Origin of the sequence: Pseudomonas sp. FSL R10-2189 (assembly GCF_009600325.1) — a bacterium.
Classification (GTDB): Bacteria; Pseudomonadota; Gammaproteobacteria; order Pseudomonadales; family Pseudomonadaceae; genus Aquipseudomonas; species Aquipseudomonas helleri.
Genome location: NZ_WIVZ01000030.1, coordinates 43,780 through 70,301, shown reverse-complemented (window position 1 = coordinate 70,301; position 26,522 = coordinate 43,780). Strand labels below are relative to the sequence as shown.

The following is a 26,522-nucleotide window of genomic DNA, read 5'->3' as shown; positions in this document are numbered from 1 at the left end:
CTCGTTTCCAAGCATCGGATTTTGCGGCCTGCGGGCTAAAGGTCAATGAGTCAGTCTTAACTGACTGGCATTAGCCTGAATGGCCGGTTTTTTTATGGCTGAAAATCGGTCGGTAGGAGCGAGCTTGCGTCGCGATCTTTTAAAAGATCGCGAGGCAAGCTCGCTCCTACAGTTTCAGTTGGTCAAGGTAGGACGACGCCTTGCGCCAGCAGCATGTCGACCAAGCGTATCAATGGCAGCCCCACCAGGCTGGTGGCGTCATCGCCTTCGGTGCGCTGGAACAGGCTCACGCCCAGGCCTTCGGCTTTAAAGCTGCCGGCGCAGTCGTAGGGTTCTTCGGCGTGCAGGTAGCGTTCTATCTGTTCGGCGTTCAAGTGGCGCATGTGCACGGTAAACGGTACGCAGTCGGTCTGGTAATGCCCGGTCTGGCTGTTGAGCAGGGTCAGGCCGGTCAGAAAGCTCACGCTGGCGCCGCTGGCGTTCAGCAGTTGCTGGCGAGCCTTGTCGAAGGTGTGAGGTTTGCCGATGATCAGGCCGTTGAGTACCGCGACTTGATCAGAGCCGATAATCAGGTGCGCCGGATGGCTGGCGGCAAGGGCCTGGGCCTTTTCCAGGGATAGGCGCTGGACCAGCTCAAGAGCAGACTCGCCGGGGCGATGGCTCTCGTCGATGTCGGGTGAGCTGCAGGTGAAGGGCAGGCGCAGGCGCGACAGTAAATCGCGACGATAAACCGAGCTTGAAGCGAGTAATAGAGGTAACATGCGCGACTCCTGTAGGCGGCCAGGAATTCTAGCGAGAGTATCGGTTGTCGCACAGGCACAATTTCCTTTGACACGTGAGGGGCTCGTCCCTAGAATGCTGCGCCTATGTTGAATGACCCGATTCCATCTCACGTTGACCCGCGCAAATTAGCTGATCGCGGCACTACCCTTGAAGGTGAAGTGCTGCTGGCTGATTTGGAGAGACTCTGCGACCCTCTCGCCGACGATGTCGGTGTGGTCCAGGCTAAATTTGTTTTTGAGCGCGACGAGCGAAGATCTGTGGTAATTCACAGCTCCATCGATGTCGAGGTCAAAATGGTTTGCCAGCGTTGTCTTGAGCTGGTCACCCTGCCGATCCACAGCGAATGCAGTTATGCCGTGGTGAAGGAGGGTGCGAATACCCAGTCGTTACCGAAAGGTTATGACGTGCTGGAACTGGGCGAAGATCCTTTGGATCTGCATGCATTGATAGAAGAAGAGCTTCTGCTCGCCTTGCCTATCGTGCCTGCTCATCATCCGGAAGAATGCCAGCAGCCGGCGGGTCTCGACGAGCCCGAACCAGCCGAGGACGAGGTAACGCGGTCCAACCCGTTCAGTGTATTGGCGCAGTTAAAGCGTGACCCAAACGTTTAGGAGTTAATCAATTATGGCTGTTCAGCAGAACAAAAAATCCCGCTCTGCCCGTGACATGCGTCGTTCGCACGATGCTCTTTCGGCTAGCACTCTGTCTGTAGAAAAAACCACTGGTGAAGTTCACCTGCGTCACCACGTATCGCCAGAAGGCGTATACCGTGGTCGTAAAGTGATCGACAAGGGCGCTGACGAGTAATCACTTGTCCGTTCAGGTCATCGCGATCGACGCAATGGGCGGGGACTTCGGTCCCCGCAGCATTGTTCAGGCCTGCATTGCTTGCCTGTCTGCTACGCCCTCGCTGCATCTGACCCTCGTTGGTCAACCCTCCCTGCTTGAAGAATTGATCAGTAGCCATTCGGCTGTGGATCGCTCGCGCCTGACTATTACCCCAGCCTCTGAAGTGATCTCCATGAGTGAGCGGCCTTCGCATGCGTTGCGCAGCAAGCCGGACTCCTCGATGCGGGTGGCTCTGGAGTTGTTACGTGATGGCAAGGTCCAGGCGTGTGTGAGTTCCGGCAATACCGGTGCGCTGATGGCGTTGTCCCGGCATGTGCTCAAGACCTTGCCTGGCATTGATCGCCCGGCGATGGTAGCGGCAGTTCCTACCCAGACCGGCTATTGCCAGGTACTGGATCTGGGGGCCAATGTCGATTGCACCGCTGAGCAGTTGTTTCAGTTTGCGCTGATGGGTTCGGTGGCGGCGCAGGCGTTGGGCATTAGCCGGCCCCGCGTTGCCTTGCTCAATATTGGTACTGAAGACGTCAAGGGCAATCAGCAGGTCAAGGAGGCAGCGGCTTTGTTGCAGGCGGCCTCGGGGTTGCACTACATCGGTTATGTAGAGGGCGATGGGGTGTATCGCGGTGAGGCGGATGTGGTGGTGTGTGATGGATTTGTCGGCAACATATTGCTCAAGTCCAGCGAAGGCCTGGCGACGATGATTTCGAGTCGGCTAGAGGCGGTGTTCAAGCGCACGTTGTTCAGTCGCTTTGTGGGGGCGTTGGCATTGCCGTTGATGCGTCGCCTGCAAGCCGATCTGGCGCCCGCCCGGCATAACGGGGCGAGCTTTTTGGGGTTGCAGGGCATTGTGATCAAGAGTCACGGTTCGGCAGGTGCTCAGGGCTTTCAAAGTGCGATAGAGCGCGCATTGATTGAAATCCATGAAGACCTGCCAAAGCGTTTGCATGGACGTCTTGAAGGGTTGTTACCGTAGGCGTTTTGTTGGGCGAGTGCTTAAATGTGACCGCTCAGTCGAAACAGCCATCCAACTGTCAGTTTCTTGCGTCTGCCACTGCGCGACGTCAATTCACCGACGACAAGATCATTAGGGGCTTGTTACATGTCTACATCCCTCGCATTCGTCTTTCCAGGGCAGGGTTCGCAGTCCCTCGGCATGTTGGCCGAGCTGGGCGCGGCACATCCGCTGGTCCTGGAAACATTTAAAGAAGCGTCTGACGCTCTAGGGTATGACCTGTGGGCGTTGACCCAGAACGGTCCTGCCGAACAGCTCAACCAAACCGACATTACTCAGCCTGCAATCCTGACGGCCTCTATCGCCTTGTGGCGTCTGTGGCTGGCTGAAGGTGGCAAGCGTCCTGACTTTGTTGCAGGCCATAGCCTGGGCGAGTACAGCGCACTGGTGGCGGCGGGCTGTCTGAGCCTCGCGGATGCTGTGAAGCTGGTTGAGCGCCGTGGTCGCCTGATGCAAGAAGCCGTACCGGCCGGTCAGGGCGCCATGGCGGCGATTCTGGGGCTGGACGACGCTGTGGTGATCAATGCGTGTGCTGAAGCGGCGCAGGGCGAAGTGGTCAGCGCGGTGAATTTCAACTCGCCGGGCCAGGTGGTTATCGCCGGTGCCAAAGCGGCTGTTGAGCGTGCCATGGAGCTGTGCAAAGCCGCTGGCGCCAAGCGCGCCTTGCCGTTGCCGGTGAGCGTGCCTTCGCACTGCGAGCTGATGCGACCTGCGGCTGAGCGTTTTGCCGAGTCTATCGAAGCGATCGACTGGCAAGCGCCGCAGATCAAGCTGGTACAAAACGTCAGCGCGGCGATCGCCCCGGATCTGGCCACCCTCAAACGCGATTTGCTTGAGCAGCTGTACAAGCCGGTGCGCTGGGTTGAGTCGGTTCAGACACTGGCGGCCAACGGCCCGGTTGATTTGGTTGAATGCGGACCGGGCAAAGTCCTGGTGGGCATCAGCAAACGTTGCGCTGAAGGCGTGACGACGCACAATTTGAACACCCCGGATGCCTTCGCTGCCGCTCGTGCAGCGCTGGTCTGAATCTGAATTAGGAGAAGCCTGCATGAGCTTGCAAGGTAAAGTTGCACTGGTAACGGGCGCTAGCCGTGGCATTGGTCAGGCTATCGCGTTGGAGTTGGGTCGTCAGGGCGCCGTGGTCATCGGCACCGCGACTTCGGCTTCCGGTGCCGAGCGTATTGCTGCCACCCTGAAAGAAAACGGTGTGCAAGGCACTGGCATGGAACTCAATGTCACCAGCGACGAATCCGTTGCTGCAGTGTTGGCGAGCATTCAGGAGCAATTCGGGGCGCCGGCCATTTTGGTCAATAATGCCGGCATCACCCGCGATAACCTGATGATGCGCATGAAAGATGACGAGTGGCATGATGTTGTCGATACCAACCTGAACAGTCTGTTCCGCTTGTCCAAGGGCGTTTTGCGCGGCATGACCAAGGCCCGTTGGGGACGAATTATCAGTATTGGTTCGGTTGTGGGTGCCATGGGCAACGCAGGCCAAGTAAACTATGCCGCCGCCAAGGCAGGCCTTGAAGGTTTTAGCCGTGCATTGGCACGTGAAGTGGGCTCGCGCTCGATCACTGTCAACTCGGTAGCACCAGGGTTCATCGACACCGATATGACCCGTGAACTGCCAGAAGCACAGCGCGAAGCCTTGCTGACGCAGATTCCGCTGGGCCGTTTGGGCCAGGCTCAAGAGATCGCAAATGTGGTCGCTTTCCTGGCTTCTGACGGTGCAGCCTACGTGACTGGAGCTACAATTCCGGTCAACGGCGGGATGTACATGAGTTAAATGTGACGGATTGCTTCAAAAAAATGTCATACGAGCTGTCTAAAATCCGTTATAAAGCTGCAATCTATTTATAGGTAGCCGGTGAATGATGGGTAAGTACAAAGCTTTCAGTTGAAAAACTGAAAAGCCTTTCGATACACTTGCCCACTGGCCAGCTGCCTGAATTTGTCCATTAGGAGTGAAAACAAGGTATGAGCACCATCGAAGAACGCGTCAAGAAAATCGTTGCCGAGCAACTGGGCGTTAAAGAAGAAGAAGTGGTTAACACTGCTTCCTTCGTTGAAGACCTGGGCGCCGACTCCCTTGACACCGTTGAGCTTGTGATGGCTCTGGAAGAGGAATTCGAGACTGAGATTCCTGACGAAGAAGCTGAAAAGATCACTACTGTACAAGCCGCTATCGATTACGTTACTGCCCACCAGGCGTAATAGTTTGTAATCGCTGCGCGCTGTCATGGAAAAACCGCACTGCCGCTCTGGCGTGCGGTTTTTTCTTTAGGTGTGATGCAAAGTGTCGTCAATAGAATAAAGGAGAGTGCTGTGTCGCGTAGACGCGTCGTAGTCACCGGTATGGGGATGTTGTCGCCACTGGGTGCAGATGTACCAAGCACCTGGCAAGGCATTCTGGCAGGCCGAAGTGGCATTGGTCTGATCGAACACACGGATCTTTCTGCCTATTCCACCCGTTTTGGCGGCTCGGTACAGGGCTTTAACGTTGAGGATTACCTCTCCGTCAAAGAGGCCCGCAAACTTGACCTGTTTATTCAGTACGGTTTGGCAGCTGGCTTTCAGGCGGTGCGTAACGCCGGGCTTGAAGTCACCGATGCCAATCGCGAACGTATTGGTGTGGCGATGGGGTCGGGTATTGGCGGTTTGACCAATATCGAAGAAACCAGCCGTACCTTGCATGATCAAGGCCCGCGACGGATTTCTCCGTTTTTTGTGCCGGGTTCGATCATCAATATGATTTCCGGTTTTCTGTCTATCCACTTGGGTACACAGGGACCTAACTACGCTGTGTCGACGGCGTGTACCACAGGTACACACTGCATCGGCATGGCTGCACGCAACATTGCCTACGGCGAAGCTGACGTGATGATTGCCGGTGGTGCCGAAATGGCCGCCTGCGGTCTGGGCATGGGCGGCTTTGGTGCCTCCCGTGCGCTGTCGACCCGTAATGACGACCCGACGCGGGCGAGCCGTCCGTGGGACAAAGGCCGTGATGGCTTTGTATTGTCTGACGGTGCCGGTGCGCTGGTCCTCGAAGAGCTGGAGCACGCCAAGGCGCGTGGCGCGACCATCTATGCCGAACTGATTGGTTTTGGCATGAGCGGCGATGCGTTCCACATGACCTCGCCACCGGCTGACGGTGCGGGCGCTGCGCGTTGCATCACCAATGCCTTGCGCGATGCCAACGTGAACGTTGACCAGGTTCAGTACATCAACGCCCACGGCACCTCGACGCCTGCAGGCGACCTGGCAGAAGTGTCGGCCATCAAGTCGGTGTTTGGCGATCACGCCTACAAGCTGGCGGTGAGCTCGACCAAATCGATGACCGGTCACTTGCTGGGTGCGGCAGGCGCAGTTGAAGCGATCTTCAGCGTTCTGGCGATCAACAGCCAGGTGGCGCCGCCGACCATCAACCTCGACGAGCCTGATGAAGGCTGCGACCTGGACTTTGTCGCGCACACCGCGCGCGAAATGCCGATCGACGTCGTGCTGTCCAACTCCTTCGGTTTTGGTGGCACCAACGGCTCGCTGGTGTTCCGCCGGTACGCCGACTGATGCAAAGCTGGGTCGACGGTCAGCCGGCGAGCGCCCTGGCGTCGCTGAAAGACCGTGGGCTGGCCTACGGCGATGGTCTGTTTGAGACCATCGCGGTCAAGGCTGGCCAGCCGTTGCTGCTGGACCTGCACTTGCAGCGTCTGGCGCATGGCTGTTCCCGTTTGGCGATGGCTGCGGATCACACTTTGATCCGCAGCGAATTGCTGGCCTATGCGCAAGCGATGGGCGAGGGCGTCCTCAAACTCATCCTGACCCGCGGCGACAGCCTGCGCGGTTACAGCTTCACTGCCGAGGCTCAACCTCGACGAATTCTGCAAGCCAGCCCTGCCGCTGCCTACCCTGAGGCCTATGGGACTCACGGGGTTCAGCTGTTTGACTGCGCCACCCGTTTAGCTGAGCAGCCGCTGTTGGCGGGGCTCAAACACCTTAATCGCCTCGAACAGGTGATTGCGCGCTCCGAATGGCAAGACCCGGCCTACGCCGAGGGGTTGATGCGCGATACGTCGGGGCGAGTGATTGAAGGGGTGTTTAGCAACCTGTTTTTAGTCCGCGACGGCGGCTTGATCACCGCCGACCTGCAGCGTTGCGGTGTGGCCGGCGTGATGCGTGCCGCTTTGTTGGCGCACGCCGAACAACTGGCCATCCCGTGCCAAATCACTGACATCAGCCTTGCCCAGTTGCGGCAGGCCGATGAAGTCTTCCTCTGCAACAGCGTGTATGGCATTTGGCCCGTGCGCGCGTTTGCAGACCTGAGCTGGCCGGTGGGGCCGCTCACCCGTAAACTGCAAGGCATTGCTCGCACCTTACTGGATGTTTGATACGTGAAACGCAAATTCTTGGTGCTGCTGGAGATGGGTCTGGTGCTGGCGGGCTTGCTGCTGGGCGCAAGCGCCTGGAAGCTCGACTCGGCGCTGGAACAGCCACTGAACCTGACGCAAGAGCAACTGCTTGACGTACCGGCGGGCGCTACCCCGACCGGCACCTTTAACCGGCTTGAAGCGGACAAAACGCTGGAGGATGCGTTCTGGCTGCGTTTGTACTGGCGCTTCAACATGGCGGGCCAGCCTTTGCACAGCGGCGAGTACCGCATGACGCCGGGCATGACCGCGCAAGACCTGATTGGTCTGTGGCAGCGGGGCGAAGTGGTGCAATACAGCCTGACCCTGGTCGAAGGCTGGAATTTTCGCCAAGTACGCAGCGCCCTGGCCAAGCATGAAAAAATCGAGCAGACCCTCGACGGCCTGAGCGACAGCGAAGTCATGGCCAAGCTCGGGCATCCGGGGGAATTCCCCGAAGGCCGGTTCTTCCCGGACACCTATCGCTTTGTGCGCGGCATGACGGACGCTCAGTTGCTCCAAAAAGCCTACGACCGCCTCGAAAAAGTCTTGGCACAGGAGTGGGAAAAACGCGACGCCGACTTGCCCTATGACGATCCTTACAAAGCGCTGATCATGGCCTCGCTGATTGAAAAAGAAACCGGTGTGCCGCAAGAGCGCGGGCAAATTGCCGGGGTCTTTGTGCGCCGAATGAAAATCGGCATGCCGCTGCAAACCGACCCGACCGTGATCTATGGCCTCGGTGAGCGTTACAACGGCAAACTGACCCGCGCCCACTTGCGCGAGCCGACGCCGTATAACACCTACACGATTCCCGGCATGCCGCCGACACCGATTGCCATGGTCGGGCGCGAAGCGATTAATGCGGCCTTGCATCCGGTGGCGGGCAGCAGCCTGTACTTTGTGGCCAAGGGCGATGGCAGCCACACGTTTTCTGACACGCTGGATGCGCACAACAACGCAGTGCGCGAATACCAGATCAAACGCCGTACTGACTACCGTTCAAGCCCTGCACCCGTGCCGGCGCCTGCGGCAGAACCGGCCACTGACCCGGCGCCTGCCGTCGAACCGGCACCCGCTGAGCAACCAGCGCCAAGCCCGCAATGACATTGATTAAGGAAAGCTGCCTGTGACTGGCCTGTTTATTACCCTGGAAGGCCCCGAAGGCGCGGGCAAGAGCACTAACCGCGAGTATCTGGCTGAGCGTTTGCGCGAAGCGGGTATCGATGTGGTTTTGACCCGCGAACCCGGCGGCACACCGCTGGCTGAAAAGATTCGCGAGTTGTTGCTGGCGCCCAGCGATGAAGCCATGTGTGCCGACACTGAGCTGCTGCTGGTGTTTGCCGCCCGTGCCCAGCATTTGGCCGAAGTGATTCGCCCGGCACTGGCGCGGGGCGCCGTGGTGCTGTGCGATCGCTTTACCGATGCCACTTACGCGTATCAGGGCGGCGGCCGTGGTTTGTCACAGGAGCGCATTGCGACCCTGGAAGCCTTCGTTCAAGGCACTTTGCGCCCGGACCTGACCCTGGTCTTTGACCTGCCGATTGAAGTGGGCATGGCCCGCGCCAGCGCCCGGGGTCGGCTGGATCGCTTCGAACAGGAAGGCCGCACCTTTTTTGATGCGGTGCGCAGCACCTACCTTGCCCGTGCAAAGGCCGCGCCTGAGCGCTACCGCCTGATCGATGCCGCACAATCACTGGACAATGTGCAGGGGCAACTAGATCGCTTATTGCCGCACGTTTTGGATGTGTGCCGTGGCTGAGGCTTATCCATGGCAGGACAGCCTGTGGCAGCAACTGGCGGGGCGTGAACAGCATGCCCACGCGTATTTGCTGCACGGGCCCGCGGGCATCGGCAAGCGGGCGCTGGCTGAACGCCTCATGGCGCGCCTGCTGTGCCAGTCGCCTGTCGGGCTTGATGCCTGCGGCCAGTGCAAATCCTGCTTGTTGCTGGCAGCTGGTAGCCACCCCGACAACTACAACCTTGAGCCTGAAGAAGCCGACAAGCCAATCAAGGTCGACCAGGTGCGTGATCTGGTTAGCTTTGTGGTGCAAACCGCGCAACTGGGCGGGCGCAAGGTGGTGCTGGTTGAGCCGGTCGAGGCCATGAATATCAATGCGGCCAACGCGCTGCTCAAAAGCCTTGAAGAGCCGTCCGGCAATACGGTTTTGCTGTTGGTCAGCCACCAGTCGAGCCGTTTGTTGCCGACCATTCGCAGCCGCTGCGTGCAGCAAGCCTGCCCATTGCCCAGCGCCGCCATGAGCGAGCAGTGGCTGGCTGGCGCCTTGCCTGAATGCAGCAGTGATGAGCGGGCGCAGCTGTTAACGTTGGCCGCGGGTTCGCCGTTGGCGGCGGTCAAGTTGCAGGCGCAAGGTGTGCGTGAGCAACGGGCTGCGGTCGTGGACGGGGTCAAAAAGCTGCTCAAGCGTGAAGCCTCGGCCACCCAATTGGCTGAAGGCTGGAATGCCATTCCTTTGCTGTTGTTGTTTGACTGGTTTTGCGATTGGTCGAGCCTGATCTTGCGTTACCAGTTGACCGAGGACGAAACTGGCCTGGGGCTGGAAGACATGCGCAAAGTGTTGCAATACCTGGCGCAGAAAACCCCGCAGGACAAAGTCTTGGCTATTCAGGACTGGATCCTTGCCCAGCGCCAAAAAGTATTGGGCAAGGCCAACCTCAACCGTGTGTTGTTGCTGGAAGCCTTACTGGTGCAATGGGCAAGCCTGCCCGGCCAGCGCTGATTTGATTGATTTGATGAGCAGGTAATTTTTGTATGTTGGTTGACTCCCATTGCCACCTCGATCGTCTTGACCTGAACGCTCACGACGGTTCGCTGGACGCCGCCCTTGAGGCTGCACGCCAGCGGGGCGTCGGGCACTTCCTGTGCATTGGCGTGAGCGCCGACAACGCCGCAGACGTCAAAGCCCTGACCGAGCGTTATGCCGATGTGGATTGCTCGGTGGGCGTGCACCCGCTGGACGTGCAGCCGGGGGCGGCGCCTGCATTGGGCTGGCTGCTGAGCGAATTGAACCACCCGCAGGTGGTGGCGATTGGTGAAACCGGTCTGGACTACCACTACGAACCTGAAGCGGCCGAGCTGCAACAGCTGTCGTTTCGGGTTCATCTGGAAGCGGCGCAGCAGACCGGCAAGCCGGTGGTGATCCACACCCGTGGCGCCCGCGCTGACACCCTGGCCATGCTGCGCGAGGCGGCACTGCCCCAGGCAGGTGTGCTGCACTGCTTCACTGAAGACTGGGACATGGCCAAGGCGGCATTGGACATGGGTTATTACATCTCGTTGTCGGGGATTGTGACCTTTCGCAACGCCGATGCGTTGCGCGATGTTGCCAGCAAGGTGCCAGCGGATCGCTTGCTGGTCGAAACCGACTCGCCTTACCTGGCGCCGATCCCCCATCGCGGCAAGCCGAACCTGCCGCAATACGTGCGTGAAGTGGCTGAGTTTCTGGCCATGTTGCGCGGTGAGTCCTACGAGCGCTTCGCCGAGCAGACCACCGAAAACTTCAAACGCCTGTTCCCGCTGGCCCGCGTTAAAGCTTAAACCTGCCGATACCCCTGTAGGAGCGAGCTTGCCTCGCGATCTTTTGGAAAATCAAAAGATCGCGAGGCAAGCTCGCTCCTACAAATAAAGGCAAAAAAAACCCGGACTCTGGGGAATCCGGGTTAAGACCATTAGGAGTAAAACAGAGGTGCACATCCAGTGCTGCCTCAAATGTCGGCGTGGCATTTGGGGGGATGTAACGCCGACAAGGTAAGTATTGGTCAGCTTTGTCGAACGTCCAGTGACGCATTGGTCGTTTTTTAAACAGATTTGGAATACTCGCAATTCGTTTGAGTACGCTTTTGTGGCTCTGTGTTCAGCTGTAAACATCCAGCGGTAGGATGGTCCGTGCAATTTAGCGTGACTAATGCATAATACTCCGCTTCTATTTTGACCCCTACAGACCTTTTCTTATGCACAAAGAACCCCGTAAGGTCCGTGAGTTTCGTCGCCGCGAGCAAGAAATTCTCGATACCGCGCTCAAGCTGTTCCTCGAACAAGGTGAAGACAGCGTCACCGTCGAGATGATTGCTGATGCCGTGGGTATTGGCAAAGGCACGATCTACAAGCACTTCAAGTCCAAGGCCGAGATCTATCTGCGGCTGATGCTCGACTACGAGCGTGACTTGAACACGTTGCTGCACTCCGCAGATGTGGACAAAGACAAAGAGGCGCTGTCCCGTGCCTACTTTGAATTTCGCATGCGCGATCCTCAGCGCTATCGGCTGTTTGATCGCCTGGAAGAAAAGGTCGTCAAAGGCAACCAGGTGCCTGAGCTGGTTGAAGAGCTGCACAAAATTCGCGCGTCCAACTTTGAACACCTGACCCTGTTGATCAAAGGCCGGATCAGCGAAGGCAAGCTCGAAGACGTCCCGCCTTACTTCCACTATTGCGCGGCCTGGGCGTTGGTGCACGGCGCCGTGGCGCTGTATCACTCGCCGTTCTGGAGCAATGTGCTGGAAGATCAGGAAGGCTTTTTCCAGTTCCTGATGGACATCGGCGTGCGCATGGGCAACAAGCGCAAACGTGACACGGACACGCCTGCGGTCGAGTAATTTGCTGACATGGCCGAATGCCGTGAGGTCTATACTCGGGCTTGGGGCGTAGCAGAACATGACGCGTAAGTCCTGTTCTGCTGTGGCCCTTATTCCTCGCGCCGGAGCCCTCCATGATTGTTGACCGCCAAGGCAGACGCTTTCGCAATTTGCGTATCAGTCTGACCTCTGCCTGTAACTACGCCTGCACTTACTGTGTGCCGAACGGCAAGCGGCTGGTCGCGGCGCAGGACGAGCTGTCGGCCGAAGCCATGGTGCGTGGGGTCACTTACCTGATTGAAGCGGCCGGGATTGAACGCTTGCGCATCACCGGCGGCGAGCCGTTGGTCAGTCCCAAGCTTGAAACCTTTATGCGTGAAGTTGGCCAGTTGGGTTTGAGTGATATCAGCCTGACCACAAACGGCCAGTTGCTTGCGCGTAAATTGCCGTTACTGCTCAACGCTGGCATTCGTCGACTCAACGTTTCCCTGGATACCCTCGACCCAGTGGCGTTCCGCCGAATTGCCCGTGGCGGCGATTTGCCGACGGTGCTCGACGGGATGCGGCAAGCCCGTGCCGCCGGCATGAACATCAAGGTCAATATGGTGCCGCTGCGCGGTCAAAACCTTGATCAAGTCATGCCCTTGCTGGACTACTGCCTTGAGCAAGGATACGAGCTGCGTTATATCGAACTCATGCGCATGGGCCACTTGGCCAGTGACGGCAACGGGTTTTTGCAGCAGTTCGTCAGTCTGCAGCAATTGCTCACGTTGATCGGCGAACATTACGAATATCTGCAAGCCGACGCGCCCATGGATGCCACGGCAGTGCGCTATCACATCCCGGATCACGGCTATTTTGGCGTCATCGCCAACGAAAGCGTGCCGTTCTGTCGAACCTGCTCGCGTTTACGCCTGTCGTCGACGGGCTGGCTGCATGGCTGTTTGTCGTCGAGCAATCGTCACTATGTAGGTGACTTGCTCAACAAGCCGCGCCACGAAGCCTTGCCAGCGCTGCAAGGCCTGCTGATGAAAGCTCTGGGCGACAAGCAGGACATCGCCTTCTCGGGTGGCGCTACGGTAATGAAGATTATCGGCGGCTGAAGTTAATCAAACTGGCGCGCAAACTGCATTACGCGACTATTCGCCGGTTTTCTGTCGCCGGCCATCGGGAGAATAGAATGCGTAGTCTGGTTGGGGGGCTGGCTGTTTTGGCGCTGAGCGGCTGTATGACGGTCAGTGACATGGGCGAGGGCGTGCGTTATCAGATGAGCGACGCCGGGTTGCTCGATCACAGCAATACGCGCCGCAGCAACTCGCTGCGCATTCAGCCAGACTCCTTTATCTACATCGCCCAAGGGGCTTTTGCGCCTGTGGGCGACCCGTACGTGCGGCCCAACGTGGTGGCCGAAGAAGCCTTTAACGGCTTTGTTGAATACTTCCCCATGGTGCGCCGGGCCAAAGCACCGGAAGGGCTGGACGCCGCCATGGCCGAAGCCCGCGGCTTTGGTGCGCACTACCTGCTGTACACCCGTTTCGCGCGAGCGGACGACCGTATTGGCAACAGCGACGAATGGCTTGATCAGGAAGAAATCAGCCGTCTGGGTGTCGACAGCGGCGTGATCCAGGTCATGTTGATTGAAACCAGCACTCAGTACCTGATCGACACTGCGACCATCCGCAGCCGTGGCGGCTTGCTGACGTTCCACGACAACAAGCCCGAAGACCTGATCGGCCCGCCGCTGGCTAAATACGCGCGCAGCTTGATAGGCTTGAGCGATCAATAAGTCGAGGAGAGCAGCATGAGTGAGCCGGAAGACGTCAGTAACCTGTTGGCGCAAATCCCCAAGGCCGACAAGGGGCTGCCACCGGTTCATCTGTGGGACACGGCTTTTTGTGGCGATATCGACATGCGCATCGCCCGTGATGGCACTTGGTACTACATGGGCTCGCCGATTGGGCGCAAGCCAATGGTCAAACTGTTCTCGACCATTATTCGCCGTGATGGCGATGACTACTTTTTAATCACACCTGCAGAAAAAGTGGGCATCACCGTCGAGGACGCGCCATTTGTCGCGGTCACTCTGGAAGTAGAAGGGCAGGGCGAGCAGCAAGTGCTGCGCTTTACCACCAACGTGGATGAGCCGATCACGGCTGACAAAGAACACCCGTTGCGCATCGAGATCAACCCCGAGACACAAGAACCCGCGCCTTACCTGCTGGTGCGGCGCAACCTGGAAGCGTTGATCCATCGCAATGTGTTCTACCAACTGGTCGAATTGGCCGAGTCACGCACCCTCGACGGCCAGAACTGGCTGGGTGTGTGGAGCAGCGGCGAATTCTTCGTCATCGGCCCGGAGCCGGACTAAACCCCAGTCCTTGCCTCGCGATCATTTAACGATCAAAAGATCGCGAGACAAGCTCGCTCCTACAAGGGGGCGGTGGTTAGGCCTTCAGCGTTTTCATGTCGATCACAAAGCGATATTTGACGTCGCCTTTCACCACGCGCTCGAACGCTTCGTTGATGTTTTTGATGTCGAGCATTTCGATGTCGCAGGTGATGCCGTTGGCTGCGCTGAAGTCGAGCATTTCCTGGGTTTCAGCAATGCCGCCAATCAACGAGCCGGCCAGTACGCGACGCTTGAACACCAGGTTGAACGCATCCAGTGCCGGGTCAACCGGTTCGATCAGGCCCACGAGGATGTGCACGCCGTCAAAACGCAGGGTTTCGAGGTAGGGGTTAAGATCGTGGGGGACCGGGATGGTGTCCAGCAGGAAGTCGAAGCGGTCGGCAGCGGCTTTCATTTGCTCCGGGTCGGTGGACACGATCACGTGGTCGGCACCTTGTTTGTAGGCTTCTTCAGCTTTGGCCGCCGAGCGGGTGAACAGGGTCACTTCTGCGCCCATGGCCTTGGCGAACTTGATGCCCATGTGGCCCAGGCCGCCCATGCCCAGAACGCCGACTTTATCGCCCGCTTCTACGCCGTAGTGCTGCAGCGGAGAGTAGGTGGTGATACCGGCGCACAGTAGCGGAGCAGCGCTGGCCGGGTCGAGGTTTTCAGGGATGCGCACGACAAAGTGCTCACTCACCACGATGCTGTCTGAGTAGCCGCCCATGGTGTTGGTGCCGTCGACCCGGTCTGGCGTGCAGTAGGTCATGGTTGCGCCTTCCAGGCAGTATTGCTCAAGGTCTTCTTTACAGGCCGAGCACTCACGGCACGAGTCAACCATGCAGCCCACGCCAACGAGGTCGCCGACTTTGTGCTTGGTGACTTTGTCGCCGATGGCGGTGACTTTGCCGACGATCTCGTGGCCCGGCATCACCGGGTACACCGCAAAGCCCCACTCGTTGCGCGCCTGGTGGATGTCGGAGTGGCAGACGCCGCAGTACAGGACTTCGATGGCTACGTCGTCCGGGCGCGGTGCGCGGCGGTTGAACTGCATCGGAGCAAGTGGCGCTGAAGAGGTTTGAGCGGCATAGCCGATGGCGTTGTAAGTGACGTTAGACATGGGAAACCTCGAATAGCGATAGCTGTGAACAGGGCACAAGTGTGCGCCCGCAGACCTTGCAGGACTATGACGATTCCTCCGCGTGTCATGCCTATTCGTCCGAACTCGCGGAGCAACTGTCGCTTTATTGATCAATTCTGCGAAGATGCGGCGATCTATTACTGCTGTGAATTATTTCCATGCTTTTAACGCGTCACCGCGATGAGAACGCCACGCTGGTGTCCCTTATCAAACCGCTGGCCAACCGCCTGGGCTTTGTACCTACCCTGATGCCTGAGGTGCGCGTGGTGTCGGCCTGCAACACCGTGGCGCGGATGCCGCAGATCTATGAGCCGAGCCTGATGGTCATCGCCCAGGGCAGCAAGGTGGCCTATCTGGGCACCCGGACCATGGAGTACGGCGCCGGGCATTACCTGGTGCAGGCCTTGTCGGTGCCGTTTGAGTGCGAAACCTTTGCGTCTGAAGAGATGCCGCTGCTGGGGGTCGCGATCAGCATTGACCGGGCGGTGCTTGGAGAGTTGGTGCTGGCCATGGGCCTGGATCCTGAGCGCAGCATCGCCCAGACCCCGGAGTCCATGACCTCGGCGGTGCTGGATGATGAAATGCGTCAGTCGGTTGAGCGTTTATTGCGCTGCCTGCATGACCCGCTGGAGTGCCGGATCATGGGCCGGGCCCGCTTGCGCGAAGTCCTGTTTGCCGCCTTGCGCGGGCCTCAAGCCAGTGTGTTGCGGGCATTGGTTGAGCAGCAAGGGCAGTTTGCCCGGGTAGCGGCCTCGCTGACCCATTTGCACGAGCATTTTGCCGAGCCGCTCAACGTCGAGACCTTGGCCCGTTGCGCGAATATGAGCGCGTCGACCTTTCATGAGCACTTCAAGCGCAGCACGTTGTTGTCGCCGGTACAGTACCTCAAGCGCCTGCGCCTGTTGAGGGCGCAGCAGTTGCTGTTAAGCAATGAAGGCTTGGGTGTGGCGCAAGTGGCCGAGAGGGTGGGTTACCAAAGCACTTCGCAATTCAGTCGCGAGTACAAACGCTATTTTGAGCGCAGCCCGGGGTGTGAAAGCTCGGTGTGTTGACAGCTTGGGCTGTAGGAGCGAGCTTGCCTCGCGATCTTTTAAGCGTTCAAAAGATCGCGAGACAAGCTCGCTCCTACGGACTTACATGTTCGGGTAAGTCGGGCCGCCGGCACCTTCCGGGGTTACCCAGGTGATGTTCTGCGACGGGTCTTTGATGTCACAGGTTTTGCAGTGAACGCAGTTTTGCGCGTTGATCTGGAAACGTTTCTCGCCGCTTTCCTGAGTAATCACTTCATACACGCCAGCCGGGCAGTAACGCTGGGCAGGTTCGTCGTAGAGCGGCAGGTTAACGTTGATCGGAATGCTCGCGTCACGCAGCTTGAGGTGGCACGGCTGTTCTTCTTCGTGGTTGGTGCTGGAGAGGAAGACCGAGCTGAGTTTGTCGAAGCTGAGTTTGCCGTCCGGTTTCGGGTAGTCGATCTTCTTGCAGTCTTTGGCCAGCTTCAGGCAAGCATAGTCTGGCTTGGTGTCGTGCAGGGTGAACGGCAGCTTGCCACCGAAGAAGTTCTGATCGACCCAGTTGAAGCCCGCGCCCATGAGCGGGCCGAACTTGTGCATCGCCGGGCCGAAGTTGCGGCTGGCGAACAGTTCTTCGTACAACCAGCTGGCTTTGAAAGACTCAACGTAAGTGTTAAGTGCATCACCGCCTTCGGAGCCTGCAAACAGCGAGTCGGCCACGGCGTCGGCAGCGAGCATGCCGGACTTCATGGCGGTGTGGCTGCCTTTGATCTTGGCCACGTTCATGGTGCCCAGATCGCAACCGATCAGTGCGCCACCGTTGAAGACCATTTTTGGCAGCGAGTTCAGGCCGCCTTTAGCCAGTGCGCGTGCGCCGTAGCTGATGCGCTTGCCGCCTTCCAGGTACTGCTTGAGGACCGGGTGGTGCTTGAGGCGCTGGAACTCATCGAACGGCGACAGGAAGGTGTTGCTGTAGGACAGGTCGACGATCAGACCGACCACGACCTGGTTGTTTTCCAGGTGATAGAGGAACGAGCCGCCCGTGTTTTCGTTGCTGGTGATGTCCAGCGGCCAGCCAGCGGTGTGCACGACCAGGCCAGGCTGGTGCTTGGCAGGGTCGATTTCCCAGATTTCTTTCAGGCCGATGCCGTAGTGCTGGCTGTCGGCGTCGCTGTCGAGCTTGAAGCGTTCGATCAGTTGCTTGCCCAAATGGCCGCGGCAGCCTTCTGCGAACAAGGTGTACTTGCCGCGCAGTTCCATGCCGGGGGTGTACAGGCCTTCTTTCGGCTTGCCTTCGCGGTCAACGCCCAGATCGCCGGTGATGATCCCGCGAACCACGTTGTTTTCGTCGTACAGTACTTCCTGGGCGGCGAAGCCCGGGTAGATTTCTACGCCCAGGTTCTCGGCCTGCTGCGCCAGCCAGCGGCACAGGTTGCCCAGGGAAATAATGTAGTTGCCTTCGTTGTGCATGGTTTTAGGCACAAAGAAGTCAGGTACTTTTGTCGCTGCGCTGTCGCTGCGCAGTACATAAATGTCATCACGGGTCACCGGCGTGTTCAGCGGTGCGCCGAGTTCTTTCCAGTCCGGGAACAATTCGTTCAGGGCGCGAGGTTCAAATACCGCACCGGACAGAATGTGAGCACCGACTTCGGAGCCTTTTTCAACCACGCAGACGCTGATTTCTTTACCGGCTTCGGCGGCCTTCTGCTTAAGACGGCAGGCGGCGGACAAACCGGCAGGGCCGGCGCCGACGATGACCACGTCGAATTCCATGTATTCGCGTTCCACAGGCTATCTCCTACTCAAGGCTCAACGGTGTTTTCTAATTGGAGGTTTGGCGTTTCATCCATTATTCCCTCGCTTGGCAGTCGAAGACGCAATGGATGAGGCGCCGCTCTCTCTATGGGCGCGCATTATATCTACACCACTAGCAGCGTCCAATACAAACGTTTGTTTGAATTCGCTGCAAGCCAGACAAATCAATGACACGCGGCTCTAAAGTGGCCGATTTGCTGTATTGACCGCAAATGGCGTTCCGGTCAAGATACGGGCGGTTTTGCGCTCGCCGTAGGCTGATTGTTGGTTTCAAGAGCACCTCTAAAGACAGGGCACAGGCACAAACTTGCAGGAGCCTGACATTTTTTGAGCGGAGTTTACACGTCCTTTTGGTGGATGACTTGGTAGTCACACCTGACAGACGGTCGCACGGGAAGGGCACAGCAACGATCTTTGGAGGTGCCCTTGTGCTGATGAGCATCAACCGCCAGGTTCGCCTAGGCGACTTTCTTTTCACCGGAGAGTAACGAGGAATCCATGAAGGTTCTTGTAGCTGTCAAACGAGTGGTCGATTACAACGTTAAAGTACGCGTCAAGGCGGACAATTCCGGCGTTGACCTCGCCAACGTCAAGATGTCGATGAACCCCTTCTGCGAAATCGCTGTGGAAGAAGCCGTACGCCTGAAAGAAAAAGGCGTTGCGACTGAAATCGTCGTCGTCTCCATCGGCCCGACTACCGCTCAAGAGCAACTGCGCACCGCGCTGGCTCTGGGTGCCGATCGCGCCATCCTCGTCGAATCCGCCGAAGACCTGACCTCGCTGGCCGTGGCCAAGCTGCTCAAGGCTGTGGTCGACAAGGAACAGCCTCAGTTGGTGATCCTGGGTAAACAGGCCATCGACAGCGACAACAACCAAACGGGCCAAATGCTGGCTGCGCTGACCGGTTACGGTCAGGGTACCTTCGCTTCGAAAGTAGAAGTGTCGGGCGACAAGGTTGCTGTGACCCGTGAAATCGACGGCGGCGCGCAAACTGTTTCGCTGAGCCTGCCGGCCATCGTCACCACCGACCTGCGTTTGAACGAGCCGCGCTACGCGTCTCTGCCAAACATCATGAAAGCCAAGAAGAAGCCGCTGGAAGTGCTGACGCCAGACGCGTTGGGCGTTTCGACGGCTTCGACCAACAAAACCGTGAAAGTTGAAGCACCGGCTGCACGCAGCGCGGGCATCAAGGTCAAGTCGGTGGCTGAACTGGTCGAGAAACTGAAAAACGAAGCGAAGGTAATCTGACAATGACTATCTTGGTAATCGCAGAACACGACGGCAAAGTACTGGCTCCGGCCACACTGAACACCGTAGCCGCCGCTGCCAAAATCGGTGGCGATATCAACGTCCTGGTAGCAGGCCAAGGCATTGGCGCAGTCGCTGAAGCGGCCGCAAAAATTGCTGGCGTGGCTAAAGTGCTGGTGGCAGATAACGCCGCTTACGCGCATCAACTGCCAGAAAACGTTGCTCCGCTGGTGGCTGAGCTGGGTAAAGGCTACAGCCACATCCTGGCTGCCGCGACCTCCAACGGCAAAAACATTCTGCCGCGCGTTGCTGCGCAGCTGGACGTTGACCAGATCTCCGAGATCGTTTCGGTGGTCAGTGTTGACACCTTCACTCGCCCAATCTACGCCGGTAACGCCATTGCGACCGTGCAGTCGACTGCGCCAGTCAAAGTGATCACCGTGCGTGCGACCGGTTTCGACCCGGTTGCTGCTGAAGGTGGTTCGGCCGCTGTTGAAGCAGTGGCAGCGGTTCACGATGCAGGCACTTCGTCGTTCGTTGGCGAAGAGCTGGCCAAGTCGGATCGCCCTGAGCTGACTGCAGCCAAAATCGTCGTTTCTGGCGGTCGCGGCATGCAAAACGGTGACAACTTCAAACACCTGTACGCTCTGGCCGACAAGCTGGGCGCTGCTGTGGGCGCCTCGCGTGCTGCAGTTGACGCAGGTTTTGTACCCAACGACATGCAGGTCGGCCAGACCGGCAAAATCGTTGCGCCGCAGCTGTACATCGCCGTTGGTATCTCTGGCGCGATTCAGCACTTGGCCGGTATGAAAGACTCCAAAGTGATCGTTGCGATCAACAAGGACGAAGAAGCGCCGATCTTCCAGGTAGCCGATTACGGTCTGGTGGCGGACTTGTTCGAAGCAGTACCTGAGCTGGAGAAACTGGTTTAATCCAGTCGCTTCACTTATAAAGAGCCCGGTTATCCGGGCTGTCAGGAAGGGCAGAGCATTCAGTGTTCAGCTTTCTCTTAACAGCCTGAATGACCGGGTTTTTTTATGCGTTTGAATGATCCACGTGGAGCGTAGGAATATGGATGTGCGTAAGGTAAGCAGGTTGTTGTTGGGGTTGGCATTGATACCTTTGCTGTCCGAAGCTGCGGGTAAATGCGAGCGCCTGATCGTGACCGGCAGCCCCGATGCGCCGCCGTATCTGTGGCGCGACCCCGCCAATCCGACCCATTTGATTGGGGCCAGCGCTGATCTGTTACAGCACGCTGCCGAAGAGCTGGGCATCAAGGTTGAGGTGCTTTATGCCGGCAAGCGTTCACAGGCTCAGGACGAAGTGCGCACCGGGCGCATGGACATGCTGCTTGATGCGCCGCTGACCCTGGCCGGGCTGAACTCTTTGGATTACATCCACCCGCCGCTGGTGCGTAACGATTACCTGGTGTGGACGCGCAAAGACTCGGCCTTGCACTACGAAACGCCGGCCGATTTGCACGGGCATACCGGCGCGCTCTCCGAGAAGGCCCGGCTGACCGAATCTTTTGATGCTTTTGCACAACGGCAACTAACCCTCAAGCCGCAACCCAGCCTGACCCAGGCGTTTCAAAAGCTGTTGCTGGGCCAGGTCGAATACGTGCTGGCCGGTCGTTATGCCGGCATGGCGACTGCGCAAACCCTGGGTATCGCTGATGACTTGCAAGCGCATTCGCAACCGATTGATCAGCCGGGTCTATTTTTGGCGGTCTCCCATGACTCGGCGTGCAATGAGCCGTGGTTGCGCGGACAGCTCGCCAAAAAGATGACAGAATTGCCCGCCTCCGGCATGGCCGAGGCCGCTCTGCAACGCAATCTGGAGCGGTGGAAATCGCAACTGCAGCAACCGCTCAGCGCCCCAAAACAGTAGGAATTTTTAGTGACGATTCGACCTCTTTTCGCAGCCCTGGCTGTTATGGCTCTGGCGGGGTGTGCGAACGACCCTGCACCGAATCAACAAATACGCTTGAGCGAACAAGCCTTGGAGCAAGCCCGTGCGGTCGGTGCGAATGCCGACGATATGCCTGAACTCAAACAGGCTGAAGACAAACTGGCCCATGCTCAGGCCGATATGCTTGAAGAGTCCTACAAAGACGCGCGCCTGCAGGCCGAGCAGGCTGAGCTTGATGCTCGCCTGGCCGAGGCGCGGGTTCTGACGCAAAAAAGCCAGGAACAATTGAACGTGCTCAACACCCGCATTACCCGCTTGCGCAAACAACTGGCGGAGGCCCAATGAGCTTTAAGTCCAGTGTGTTCAGCAGTGCCATGTTGTTAGGCAGCATCAGCCTGGCCGGTTGCGCCGGGCATCACAGCGGCGAGCAGGCCTTGCAGCAGGCCAACAGCGATTTCCAGGCGGTCAAAGAAGACAGCAACGTCTTGCGCATCGCGCCTAAAGACGTGATTCGCGCCGGTGAATCGCTGGCCCGCGCCGACCGTTTGTCCAGCTACTGGGGCAGTGGCGAAGATGTGGTGCACTACGCCTACCTCAGCCAGCGTTATAGCGAAATTGCCCGTGAGCACACGCAAAAAGTGCTCAATGAGGAGCGCGCGGCCAAGCTCGAACTGGAGCGCCAGCGCCTGCAACTGGCCTTGCGCGAAGCCAAGTTGCTGAGTGTTCAGCAGCAGGGCAAGTGGCTGGAAGAACAAATCATCAGCTTGGCGACCACGCAGACTGACCGTGGTTTGGTCATGACCTTGGGCGACGTGTTGTTTGATACCGGCGAAGCGGATTTGAAAAACTCGGCTAACCGCACAGTCCTCAAACTGGTGCAGTTTCTGCAACTGAACCCCAAGCGGATCGTGCGCATTGAGGGTTACACCGACAACACCGGTGGTACAGAAGACAACCTCACCCTGTCGCTGGCGCGGGCTCAGACCGTTGCCGATACGCTGGTCGACCTGGGGATCGACGAAAAGCGCATTCAAGTGGCTGGTTATGGCGACCAGTACCCGGTGGACGTCAACGCCACCGAGCGCGGCCGGGCGCAGAATCGTCGGGTTGAAATCGTCTTCTCTGACGAAAAAGGCCAGTTGGGCGCCGCTCGCTAAGCGCAACACCGTCTTGTAGGAGCGAGCTTGTCTCGCGATCTGTTAAACGATCAAAAGGTCGCGAGGCAAGCTCGCTCCTACAGGTTCTATGCCGCTCACCCATACAGTTAACCCGCGGTCTGCACTGTACGGCTCAGAATAGTGGCAACTGTGCCCGTACACTTCTAAACTGTTCCGGTATTGTTCATCACAAAAATGCTTCCTATAAAAAAAATGCCTGAACATCGAGTGCCGCGCCATGACCAACCTTTTGCTTTATCAACGTATTGCTCAGCAGCTGGCTGAGGATATCCGGCGTGGCGTCTACCAGCCGGGGGAGCGTGTGCCCTCGGTGCGCAAGATGAGTTCGCAGCTGAATGTGAGCCATGCGACGGTGTTGCAGGCCTACGCCAATCTTGAAGACCAAGGCTTGATCCGGGCGCGTCCGCAATCCGGTTATTACGTGCACCAAACCCCGGCCCTGACGGCGCCCACACCGGACATCGCGCGTGTTGAGCGTCCAGGTCTGGTGACACGCAGCAGCATCATTCAGCAGGTGTTGGTCGAGTCGCGGCGCGAAGGCGTGTTTCCGCTGGGTGCTGCGGTGCCGAGTGTCGATTACTTGCCCGTGCGCGCGCTGCACCAGCAATTGGCCAAGGTCACCCGTTTTCATAGTCCGCGTGCTTTTAGCTACATGTTCAGCCCCGGCTTTGAGCCGTTGCGCCGTCAGGTGGCGATCCGTATGCGGGATGCTGGCGTGGTGGTCGACCCTTCGGAGGTGATCATCACCCACGGTTGTGTGGATGCCTTGCAAATGTCATTGCGGGCGCTGACCCGTCCGGGTGACCTGATCGCGGCCGAATCGCCAACCTATTACGGCTTGTTGCAACTGGCCGATTTGCTAGGCTTGAAAGTCATCGAGATCCCCAGCGACCCGGCCACCGGCATGAGCCTTGAAGCCCTGCAATTGGCGGCTAATCAATGGTCGATCAAAGCGTTGGTACTCACCACGCGCTTGAGCAACCCGCTGGGCGGCACCATGCCGGAAGAGCGGCAAAAACACCTGCTGCGCCTGGCGTCAGATTTCGATATCCAGATCGTTGAAGACGACATCTATGGTGAATTGATGTTTGAGGTGGGGCGCACCAAAGCCTTGAAAGCCTACGATCGCCTCGATCGCGTGATCTATTGCTCGAGTTTCTCTAAAACCTTGTCACCGGGCGTACGAATCGGCTGGATGATTGCGGGGAAATATCAGCAGGAAATCCAGCGTCTGCAAACGTTCACCACTCATTCGGCGTGCAGCGTGACGCAAATGGGGGTGGCGGCTTACCTTGAAAACGGCGGTTATGACCGCCATTTACGCTACATCCGGCAGGAATACCGGAAAAACCTCAGCGCATTCCAACTGGCCGTTCAGCAGTATTTCCCGGAAGGCACGCAGATGTCGCGCCCCAGTGGCGGGTTTATTTTGTGGGTCAGTTTGCCGGGCCGGGTGAACACCCAAGAGCTGCATGTGCGTGCTTTGCAGCAGGGCATCAGCATCGCGCCGGGGCTGATTTTCAGTAACACCGAGCAGTTTAATCACTGCATCCGGCTCAACTGTGGCACACCTTGGAACAAAGAAGCCGAGCGGGCGCTGATGACGTTGGGCATGCTTGCTAACCAATTGTGCCAGGAGACAGCAGGCCTCTATTAAGAGGCTACAGGCTGTGTGGTATGGCCATTTGGTTACATTCGGCTTGTCTCGGCCGGCTTAAAGCGCGAGCATGCGTGCCTGAACGAAGAAAACCGTGGGAGTTATGAGAGCGACATATTGTGTAGGACTCGTGTTGGCAGGCGTGTTGACTGCGTTTGGCGCGATGGCTGCGCCAGCGAACCCGTCGGCACCCGAAACAGTCACTGCCCAGCCTAAAGCTGCTCATTCCCCGGCCAATCCTGCGGCTAAAGCGCAAAAAGCACCGGCCAAGAAAACCCCGCCTGCGAAACCCAAATCACCTGCGAAGGCCACTAAAAAGCGTGTGCCGACCAGCAAAGTTGATTTGAGCTTGCCGCCCGAGATGGTCCGGCAGTTGCGCCCTTTAGGCGCCGTCCCCATGCCTGCGCACAAACCGTTGTTGCCCAATATGTTTGTTGAAAAGCAGGCCGAGGAGAGCCCTTTTCAATTGAACGGGCGCCTGCTCAGCAATGAAATGGGCCTGCAGTTACGTAACGAGGCGCGACAGAATGAAATCGATGGTGCCGCCCTCGATTTTGAATTCAAACAATAAGTGCCCCAGCGTCGAAAACGGACTTCTAAACTGACTAATCAGTCACTGATATTCTGCTGAACGGTCAATTTCAAACGCCCGTTCCAGCGAGTACTATCCCTTGTCATCAATGCACTTTGCCCCTAACGAGGAGCTAACGTCATGAATTGCCGTGAAGGCTGTGGCGCTTGTTGTATAGCACCCTCCATCAGTACACCGATCCCTGGCATGCCTGATGGCAAACCCGCGGGGGAACGCTGCCTGCATCTGTCTGTCGATTACTTGTGTGGTTTGTTCGGCCAACCAGAGCGTCCCGCCGTGTGCGGTTCGTTCAAGGCTGACATCGAGGTATGCGGCAGCAGTCAGCAAGAGGCCATCAACCTGATCGGTTGGTGGGAACAGGTGACGGCGGCTTAGTGCATTCGTGTTCAGTGAACAGACCTTTAACAATAAGGAATAAGACAATGGGTTCGTTACATCGAGTGGCAATGGCGTGTGGTTTGAGTGTTCTGCTGGTGGGCGCGGCTCAGGCAGAAGACTGGAAAGTGGCGAAAAACGAAGACGGCATCAAAGTCTCATTGAGTGAAGTGCCGGGCTCCGCTTACAAGGCCTACCAGGGTGTGACCCTGATCAAGGCGCCGCTGGCCAAAATTCAGGGCCTGCAAGAAGACGTGGCGGGGGCGTGTGCCTGGATTCACGAATGCAAAACCCAGAAGCTGCTCAAGCACGAAGGTGACAAGAGCTGGACTTACACCCAATTCAATACGCCGTGGCCTGTAACCCCGCGTGACTCGATTCTGGAGGTCACCTCATCGGTTGCCCCGGACGGCACGCTGACCCGTACCCTCAAAGGCGTACCGACCTATCAGCCTGAAGAAAAAGGCTTCGTGCGGGTGGCTCAGGTGGACGGTTTCTGGAAACTGGTCCCTAAAGGCGACAACCTGACTGAAGTCACCTACCAGGTGCACACCGAGCCAGGTGGCAGCGTCCCGGCCCTGATTGCCAACAAGTTCGTGGTGGATGCACCGTTCAAAACCCTTCAGGGGCTCAAAGAGCGCGCTGAGAAGTAACACGCGGCCCGTACGGCCATAGGGCTGGTCCTGGACAGCGCATCTGTCCAGGTGCCGTGCTCTGTGTTTTTGAGTGCGAAGGTCATTCATTTAAATGCACAAAATTTAAATTTCCCCCTTGGCAGAGATTATCCGTAAGGTCTACTCTGCACCCAGACCAGCGAAGTATTCGACTGGCTCTGATCTTGTTCGCTACATGCTTATTCTCTCTGCTCCGGCACATCTGCTGGTGTGACGAGAGCGCTGAATGTCTATCCATTGCGAGGAGGACGTTTCATGAGCACAGCCCATCAAGAAGACCTCAGCAGCTTTGTGCTGCGCCGCATGAAAGAAGGCGGTTTTGATTTTGCACGTATCCATCCCATTGAGTTTTACGCAATCTTCCCGGATGAGGAGCGGGCGCGCAGAGCAGCAGGCAAATTTTGTGGTGAGTCCTTGAATGCCCAGATCAATGTGGGTGAGGACGGCGCCTGGCACCTTGAGTTAAGCAAGGTGATGCACGCGACTTATGGCGGTATCGGAGATTTTGAGCAGAACTTCCAAGCGGTTGTAGCGCCGCTGGGTGGCATTGTTGAAGGCTGGGGCATCAAGCAGGAGGTGCGTGGCCTGCTGAACTGACGTCAGTTGCGGATGTAAAAACGGCTAGCCTTGGGGCTAGCCGTTTTGGTTTCTGTGGATTGAGATCGTTTAAGTGCCGAGGACTCGCACACAAAAGCGACACCTTAGCCGATGACCTTGGTCAGGTTCGGCAAAATCAACAGCAAAGTTGTAGCGAAGAGGATAAGCCCGGCTTGACGTATTTTCGTGTGTTTGAACATGGCGACCTGCCTTTTTTTGTTATTCCTGAATTGCATTGCTCCACGGTAAGGGCTCATATCCTTGAAAAGCGTCTTGCCCGTTGACA

At 57.8% G+C, this 26,522-nt stretch carries 30 protein-coding genes; 27 read left to right on the top strand and 3 right to left on the bottom strand.

From position 1 onward, the window contains the following. Window positions 1-182: 182 nt before the first annotated feature. The gene (locus GHO32_RS19710; protein ID WP_153335557.1) at window positions 183-761 is read right to left on the bottom strand and encodes a nucleoside triphosphate pyrophosphatase; all 579 of its coding nucleotides are present in this window, start codon (window positions 759-761) and stop codon (window positions 183-185) included. A gap of 105 nt (window positions 762-866) precedes the next feature. Here GHO32_RS19710 and GHO32_RS19705 point away from each other — a divergent pair, with 105 nt between their 5' ends. The 16 genes from GHO32_RS19705 to GHO32_RS19630 all read left to right on the top strand — a co-directional run bounded on the left by GHO32_RS19705 (window position 867) and on the right by GHO32_RS19630 (window position 14,017). Then, a complete protein-coding gene (locus GHO32_RS19705; protein WP_048373990.1) occupies window positions 867-1,394 on the top strand; it encodes a YceD family protein in 528 nt (175 codons plus the stop codon). Between the two features lie 13 nt (window positions 1,395-1,407). Further along, window positions 1,408-1,590, top strand: coding sequence for a 50S ribosomal protein L32 (gene rpmF / locus GHO32_RS19700; protein ID WP_008375086.1), 183 nt, complete (start codon window positions 1,408-1,410; stop codon window positions 1,588-1,590). A gap of 4 nt (window positions 1,591-1,594) precedes the next feature. Continuing rightward, a complete protein-coding gene (gene plsX, locus GHO32_RS19695; protein WP_153335558.1) occupies window positions 1,595-2,605 on the top strand; it encodes a phosphate acyltransferase PlsX in 1,011 nt (336 codons plus the stop codon). Between the two features lie 126 nt (window positions 2,606-2,731). Next, a complete protein-coding gene (gene fabD / locus GHO32_RS19690) occupies window positions 2,732-3,670 on the top strand; it encodes an ACP S-malonyltransferase (protein ID WP_153335559.1) in 939 nt (312 codons plus the stop codon). Window positions 3,671-3,692: 22 nt separating this feature from the next. After that, window positions 3,693-4,436 (top strand): 3-oxoacyl-ACP reductase FabG, encoded by a 744-nt coding sequence (gene fabG / locus GHO32_RS19685; protein ID WP_048373985.1) that lies wholly within the window; start codon window positions 3,693-3,695, stop codon window positions 4,434-4,436. A 191-nt stretch (window positions 4,437-4,627) separates the two neighbouring features. Continuing rightward, a complete protein-coding gene (acpP, locus tag GHO32_RS19680) occupies window positions 4,628-4,864 on the top strand; it encodes an acyl carrier protein (protein ID WP_007987170.1) in 237 nt (78 codons plus the stop codon). 111 nt (window positions 4,865-4,975) lie between these two features. Continuing rightward, window positions 4,976-6,220, top strand: a complete 1,245-nt coding sequence (gene fabF / locus GHO32_RS19675) for a beta-ketoacyl-ACP synthase II (RefSeq protein ID WP_048373983.1) — start codon at window positions 4,976-4,978, stop codon at window positions 6,218-6,220. After that, window positions 6,220-7,038 carry an aminodeoxychorismate lyase gene (gene pabC, locus GHO32_RS19670; protein ID WP_153335561.1) on the top strand — a complete coding sequence of 273 codons (819 nt, stop codon included), beginning with the start codon at window positions 6,220-6,222 and terminating at the stop codon, window positions 7,036-7,038. Before fabF ends, pabC begins: the two co-directional genes overlap by 1 nt. 3 nt (window positions 7,039-7,041) lie before the next feature. After that, complete coding sequence (gene mltG / locus GHO32_RS19665; protein ID WP_368668365.1) at window positions 7,042-8,163, top strand: endolytic transglycosylase MltG; 1,122 nt, start codon at window positions 7,042-7,044, stop codon at window positions 8,161-8,163. 22 nt (window positions 8,164-8,185) lie between these two features. Further along, window positions 8,186-8,818, top strand: a complete 633-nt coding sequence (tmk, locus tag GHO32_RS19660) for a dTMP kinase (protein WP_368668366.1) — start codon at window positions 8,186-8,188, stop codon at window positions 8,816-8,818. Beyond that, window positions 8,811-9,797: a DNA polymerase III subunit delta' gene (locus tag GHO32_RS19655; RefSeq protein WP_368668367.1), complete on the top strand. Its 987-nt coding sequence runs from the start codon at window positions 8,811-8,813 to the stop codon at window positions 9,795-9,797. Before tmk ends, GHO32_RS19655 begins: the two co-directional genes overlap by 8 nt. Window positions 9,798-9,829: 32 nt before the next feature. Continuing rightward, the gene (locus GHO32_RS19650) at window positions 9,830-10,615 is read left to right on the top strand and encodes a TatD family hydrolase (protein WP_153335564.1); all 786 of its coding nucleotides are present in this window, start codon (window positions 9,830-9,832) and stop codon (window positions 10,613-10,615) included. Between the two features lie 413 nt (window positions 10,616-11,028). Further along, window positions 11,029-11,670 (top strand): TetR/AcrR family transcriptional regulator, encoded by a 642-nt coding sequence (locus tag GHO32_RS19645; RefSeq protein ID WP_048368789.1) that lies wholly within the window; start codon window positions 11,029-11,031, stop codon window positions 11,668-11,670. Window positions 11,671-11,783: 113 nt separating this feature from the next. Then, window positions 11,784-12,752 carry a GTP 3',8-cyclase MoaA gene (locus GHO32_RS19640; RefSeq protein WP_153335565.1) on the top strand — a complete coding sequence of 323 codons (969 nt, stop codon included), beginning with the start codon at window positions 11,784-11,786 and terminating at the stop codon, window positions 12,750-12,752. A 77-nt stretch (window positions 12,753-12,829) separates the two neighbouring features. After that, window positions 12,830-13,435, top strand: coding sequence for a DUF4823 domain-containing protein (locus tag GHO32_RS19635; protein ID WP_048389082.1), 606 nt, complete (start codon window positions 12,830-12,832; stop codon window positions 13,433-13,435). 15 nt (window positions 13,436-13,450) lie between these two features. After that, window positions 13,451-14,017 carry a DUF1285 domain-containing protein gene (locus GHO32_RS19630; protein WP_153335566.1) on the top strand — a complete coding sequence of 189 codons (567 nt, stop codon included), beginning with the start codon at window positions 13,451-13,453 and terminating at the stop codon, window positions 14,015-14,017. Between the two features lie 76 nt (window positions 14,018-14,093). Here GHO32_RS19630 and GHO32_RS19625 read toward each other — a convergent pair whose 3' ends face one another. After that, window positions 14,094-15,158 carry an NAD(P)-dependent alcohol dehydrogenase gene (locus tag GHO32_RS19625; protein ID WP_048368785.1) on the bottom strand — a complete coding sequence of 355 codons (1,065 nt, stop codon included), beginning with the start codon at window positions 15,156-15,158 and terminating at the stop codon, window positions 14,094-14,096. Window positions 15,159-15,337: 179 nt separating this feature from the next. Between GHO32_RS19625 and GHO32_RS19620 the strand changes: the two genes are divergently transcribed. Beyond that, window positions 15,338-16,231, top strand: a complete 894-nt coding sequence (locus tag GHO32_RS19620; RefSeq protein WP_123750201.1) for an AraC family transcriptional regulator — start codon at window positions 15,338-15,340, stop codon at window positions 16,229-16,231. A gap of 81 nt (window positions 16,232-16,312) precedes the next feature. Here GHO32_RS19620 and GHO32_RS19615 read toward each other — a convergent pair whose 3' ends face one another. Next, window positions 16,313-17,977 carry an electron transfer flavoprotein-ubiquinone oxidoreductase gene (locus GHO32_RS19615; RefSeq protein ID WP_368668368.1) on the bottom strand — a complete coding sequence of 555 codons (1,665 nt, stop codon included), beginning with the start codon at window positions 17,975-17,977 and terminating at the stop codon, window positions 16,313-16,315. A gap of 525 nt (window positions 17,978-18,502) precedes the next feature. Between GHO32_RS19615 and GHO32_RS19610 the strand changes: the two genes are divergently transcribed. From GHO32_RS19610 to GHO32_RS19565, 10 genes are all read left to right on the top strand, one after another. Continuing rightward, window positions 18,503-19,252, top strand: a complete 750-nt coding sequence (locus GHO32_RS19610; protein ID WP_048368782.1) for an electron transfer flavoprotein subunit beta/FixA family protein — start codon at window positions 18,503-18,505, stop codon at window positions 19,250-19,252. A gap of 2 nt (window positions 19,253-19,254) precedes the next feature. Next, entirely contained in the window at window positions 19,255-20,184 is a 930-nt protein-coding gene (locus GHO32_RS19605) for an electron transfer flavoprotein subunit alpha/FixB family protein (RefSeq protein ID WP_153335567.1), read from the top strand. Window positions 20,185-20,323: 139 nt separating this feature from the next. Further along, on the top strand, window positions 20,324-21,142 hold the full coding sequence (locus GHO32_RS19600) for an ABC transporter substrate-binding protein (RefSeq protein ID WP_153335568.1): 819 nt from the start codon (window positions 20,324-20,326) through the stop codon (window positions 21,140-21,142). A gap of 9 nt (window positions 21,143-21,151) precedes the next feature. Then, window positions 21,152-21,508 carry a DUF4398 domain-containing protein gene (locus GHO32_RS19595; RefSeq protein ID WP_048368779.1) on the top strand — a complete coding sequence of 119 codons (357 nt, stop codon included), beginning with the start codon at window positions 21,152-21,154 and terminating at the stop codon, window positions 21,506-21,508. Further along, window positions 21,505-22,320: an OmpA family protein gene (locus GHO32_RS19590; RefSeq protein ID WP_153335569.1), complete on the top strand. Its 816-nt coding sequence runs from the start codon at window positions 21,505-21,507 to the stop codon at window positions 22,318-22,320. Before GHO32_RS19595 ends, GHO32_RS19590 begins: the two co-directional genes overlap by 4 nt. 238 nt (window positions 22,321-22,558) lie before the next feature. Then, window positions 22,559-23,998, top strand: coding sequence for a PLP-dependent aminotransferase family protein (locus tag GHO32_RS19585; protein ID WP_048368777.1), 1,440 nt, complete (start codon window positions 22,559-22,561; stop codon window positions 23,996-23,998). A gap of 343 nt (window positions 23,999-24,341) precedes the next feature. Beyond that, complete coding sequence (locus tag GHO32_RS27075) at window positions 24,342-24,569, top strand: hypothetical protein (RefSeq protein WP_282364281.1); 228 nt, start codon at window positions 24,342-24,344, stop codon at window positions 24,567-24,569. Window positions 24,570-24,710: 141 nt separating this feature from the next. Beyond that, the gene (locus GHO32_RS19575) at window positions 24,711-24,965 is read left to right on the top strand and encodes a YkgJ family cysteine cluster protein (RefSeq protein ID WP_153335571.1); all 255 of its coding nucleotides are present in this window, start codon (window positions 24,711-24,713) and stop codon (window positions 24,963-24,965) included. Window positions 24,966-25,012: 47 nt separating this feature from the next. Continuing rightward, window positions 25,013-25,618, top strand: coding sequence for an START domain-containing protein (locus GHO32_RS19570; RefSeq protein ID WP_153335572.1), 606 nt, complete (start codon window positions 25,013-25,015; stop codon window positions 25,616-25,618). A 276-nt stretch (window positions 25,619-25,894) separates the two neighbouring features. Next, window positions 25,895-26,236 carry a ribonuclease E inhibitor RraB gene (locus GHO32_RS19565; RefSeq protein WP_153335573.1) on the top strand — a complete coding sequence of 114 codons (342 nt, stop codon included), beginning with the start codon at window positions 25,895-25,897 and terminating at the stop codon, window positions 26,234-26,236. Window positions 26,237-26,522: the final 286 nt, after the last annotated feature.

What these genes read in the sequence shown, in the direction of transcription:
- GHO32_RS19710 (WP_153335557.1), bottom strand. Translation starts at nt 761, where the DNA reads ATGTTACCTCTATTACTCGCTTCAAGCTCGGTTTATCGTCGCGATTTA.
- GHO32_RS19705 (WP_048373990.1), top strand. Translation starts at nt 867, where the DNA reads ATGTTGAATGACCCGATTCCATCTCACGTTGACCCGCGCAAATTAGCT.
- rpmF (WP_008375086.1), top strand. Translation starts at nt 1,408, where the DNA reads ATGGCTGTTCAGCAGAACAAAAAATCCCGCTCTGCCCGTGACATGCGT.
- fabD (WP_153335559.1), top strand. Translation starts at nt 2,732, where the DNA reads ATGTCTACATCCCTCGCATTCGTCTTTCCAGGGCAGGGTTCGCAGTCC.
- fabG (WP_048373985.1), top strand. Translation starts at nt 3,693, where the DNA reads ATGAGCTTGCAAGGTAAAGTTGCACTGGTAACGGGCGCTAGCCGTGGC.
- acpP (WP_007987170.1), top strand. Translation starts at nt 4,628, where the DNA reads ATGAGCACCATCGAAGAACGCGTCAAGAAAATCGTTGCCGAGCAACTG.
- pabC (WP_153335561.1), top strand. Translation starts at nt 6,220, where the DNA reads ATGCAAAGCTGGGTCGACGGTCAGCCGGCGAGCGCCCTGGCGTCGCTG.
- GHO32_RS19650 (WP_153335564.1), top strand. Translation starts at nt 9,830, where the DNA reads ATGTTGGTTGACTCCCATTGCCACCTCGATCGTCTTGACCTGAACGCT.
- GHO32_RS19645 (WP_048368789.1), top strand. Translation starts at nt 11,029, where the DNA reads ATGCACAAAGAACCCCGTAAGGTCCGTGAGTTTCGTCGCCGCGAGCAA.
- GHO32_RS19640 (WP_153335565.1), top strand. Translation starts at nt 11,784, where the DNA reads ATGATTGTTGACCGCCAAGGCAGACGCTTTCGCAATTTGCGTATCAGT.
- GHO32_RS19635 (WP_048389082.1), top strand. Translation starts at nt 12,830, where the DNA reads ATGCGTAGTCTGGTTGGGGGGCTGGCTGTTTTGGCGCTGAGCGGCTGT.
- GHO32_RS19630 (WP_153335566.1), top strand. Translation starts at nt 13,451, where the DNA reads ATGAGTGAGCCGGAAGACGTCAGTAACCTGTTGGCGCAAATCCCCAAG.
- GHO32_RS19625 (WP_048368785.1), bottom strand. Translation starts at nt 15,158, where the DNA reads ATGTCTAACGTCACTTACAACGCCATCGGCTATGCCGCTCAAACCTCT.
- GHO32_RS19620 (WP_123750201.1), top strand. Translation starts at nt 15,338, where the DNA reads ATGCTTTTAACGCGTCACCGCGATGAGAACGCCACGCTGGTGTCCCTT.
- GHO32_RS19610 (WP_048368782.1), top strand. Translation starts at nt 18,503, where the DNA reads ATGAAGGTTCTTGTAGCTGTCAAACGAGTGGTCGATTACAACGTTAAA.
- GHO32_RS19605 (WP_153335567.1), top strand. Translation starts at nt 19,255, where the DNA reads ATGACTATCTTGGTAATCGCAGAACACGACGGCAAAGTACTGGCTCCG.
- GHO32_RS19600 (WP_153335568.1), top strand. Translation starts at nt 20,324, where the DNA reads ATGGATGTGCGTAAGGTAAGCAGGTTGTTGTTGGGGTTGGCATTGATA.
- GHO32_RS19590 (WP_153335569.1), top strand. Translation starts at nt 21,505, where the DNA reads ATGAGCTTTAAGTCCAGTGTGTTCAGCAGTGCCATGTTGTTAGGCAGC.
- GHO32_RS19585 (WP_048368777.1), top strand. Translation starts at nt 22,559, where the DNA reads ATGACCAACCTTTTGCTTTATCAACGTATTGCTCAGCAGCTGGCTGAG.
- GHO32_RS19575 (WP_153335571.1), top strand. Translation starts at nt 24,711, where the DNA reads ATGAATTGCCGTGAAGGCTGTGGCGCTTGTTGTATAGCACCCTCCATC.
- GHO32_RS19570 (WP_153335572.1), top strand. Translation starts at nt 25,013, where the DNA reads ATGGGTTCGTTACATCGAGTGGCAATGGCGTGTGGTTTGAGTGTTCTG.
- GHO32_RS19565 (WP_153335573.1), top strand. Translation starts at nt 25,895, where the DNA reads ATGAGCACAGCCCATCAAGAAGACCTCAGCAGCTTTGTGCTGCGCCGC.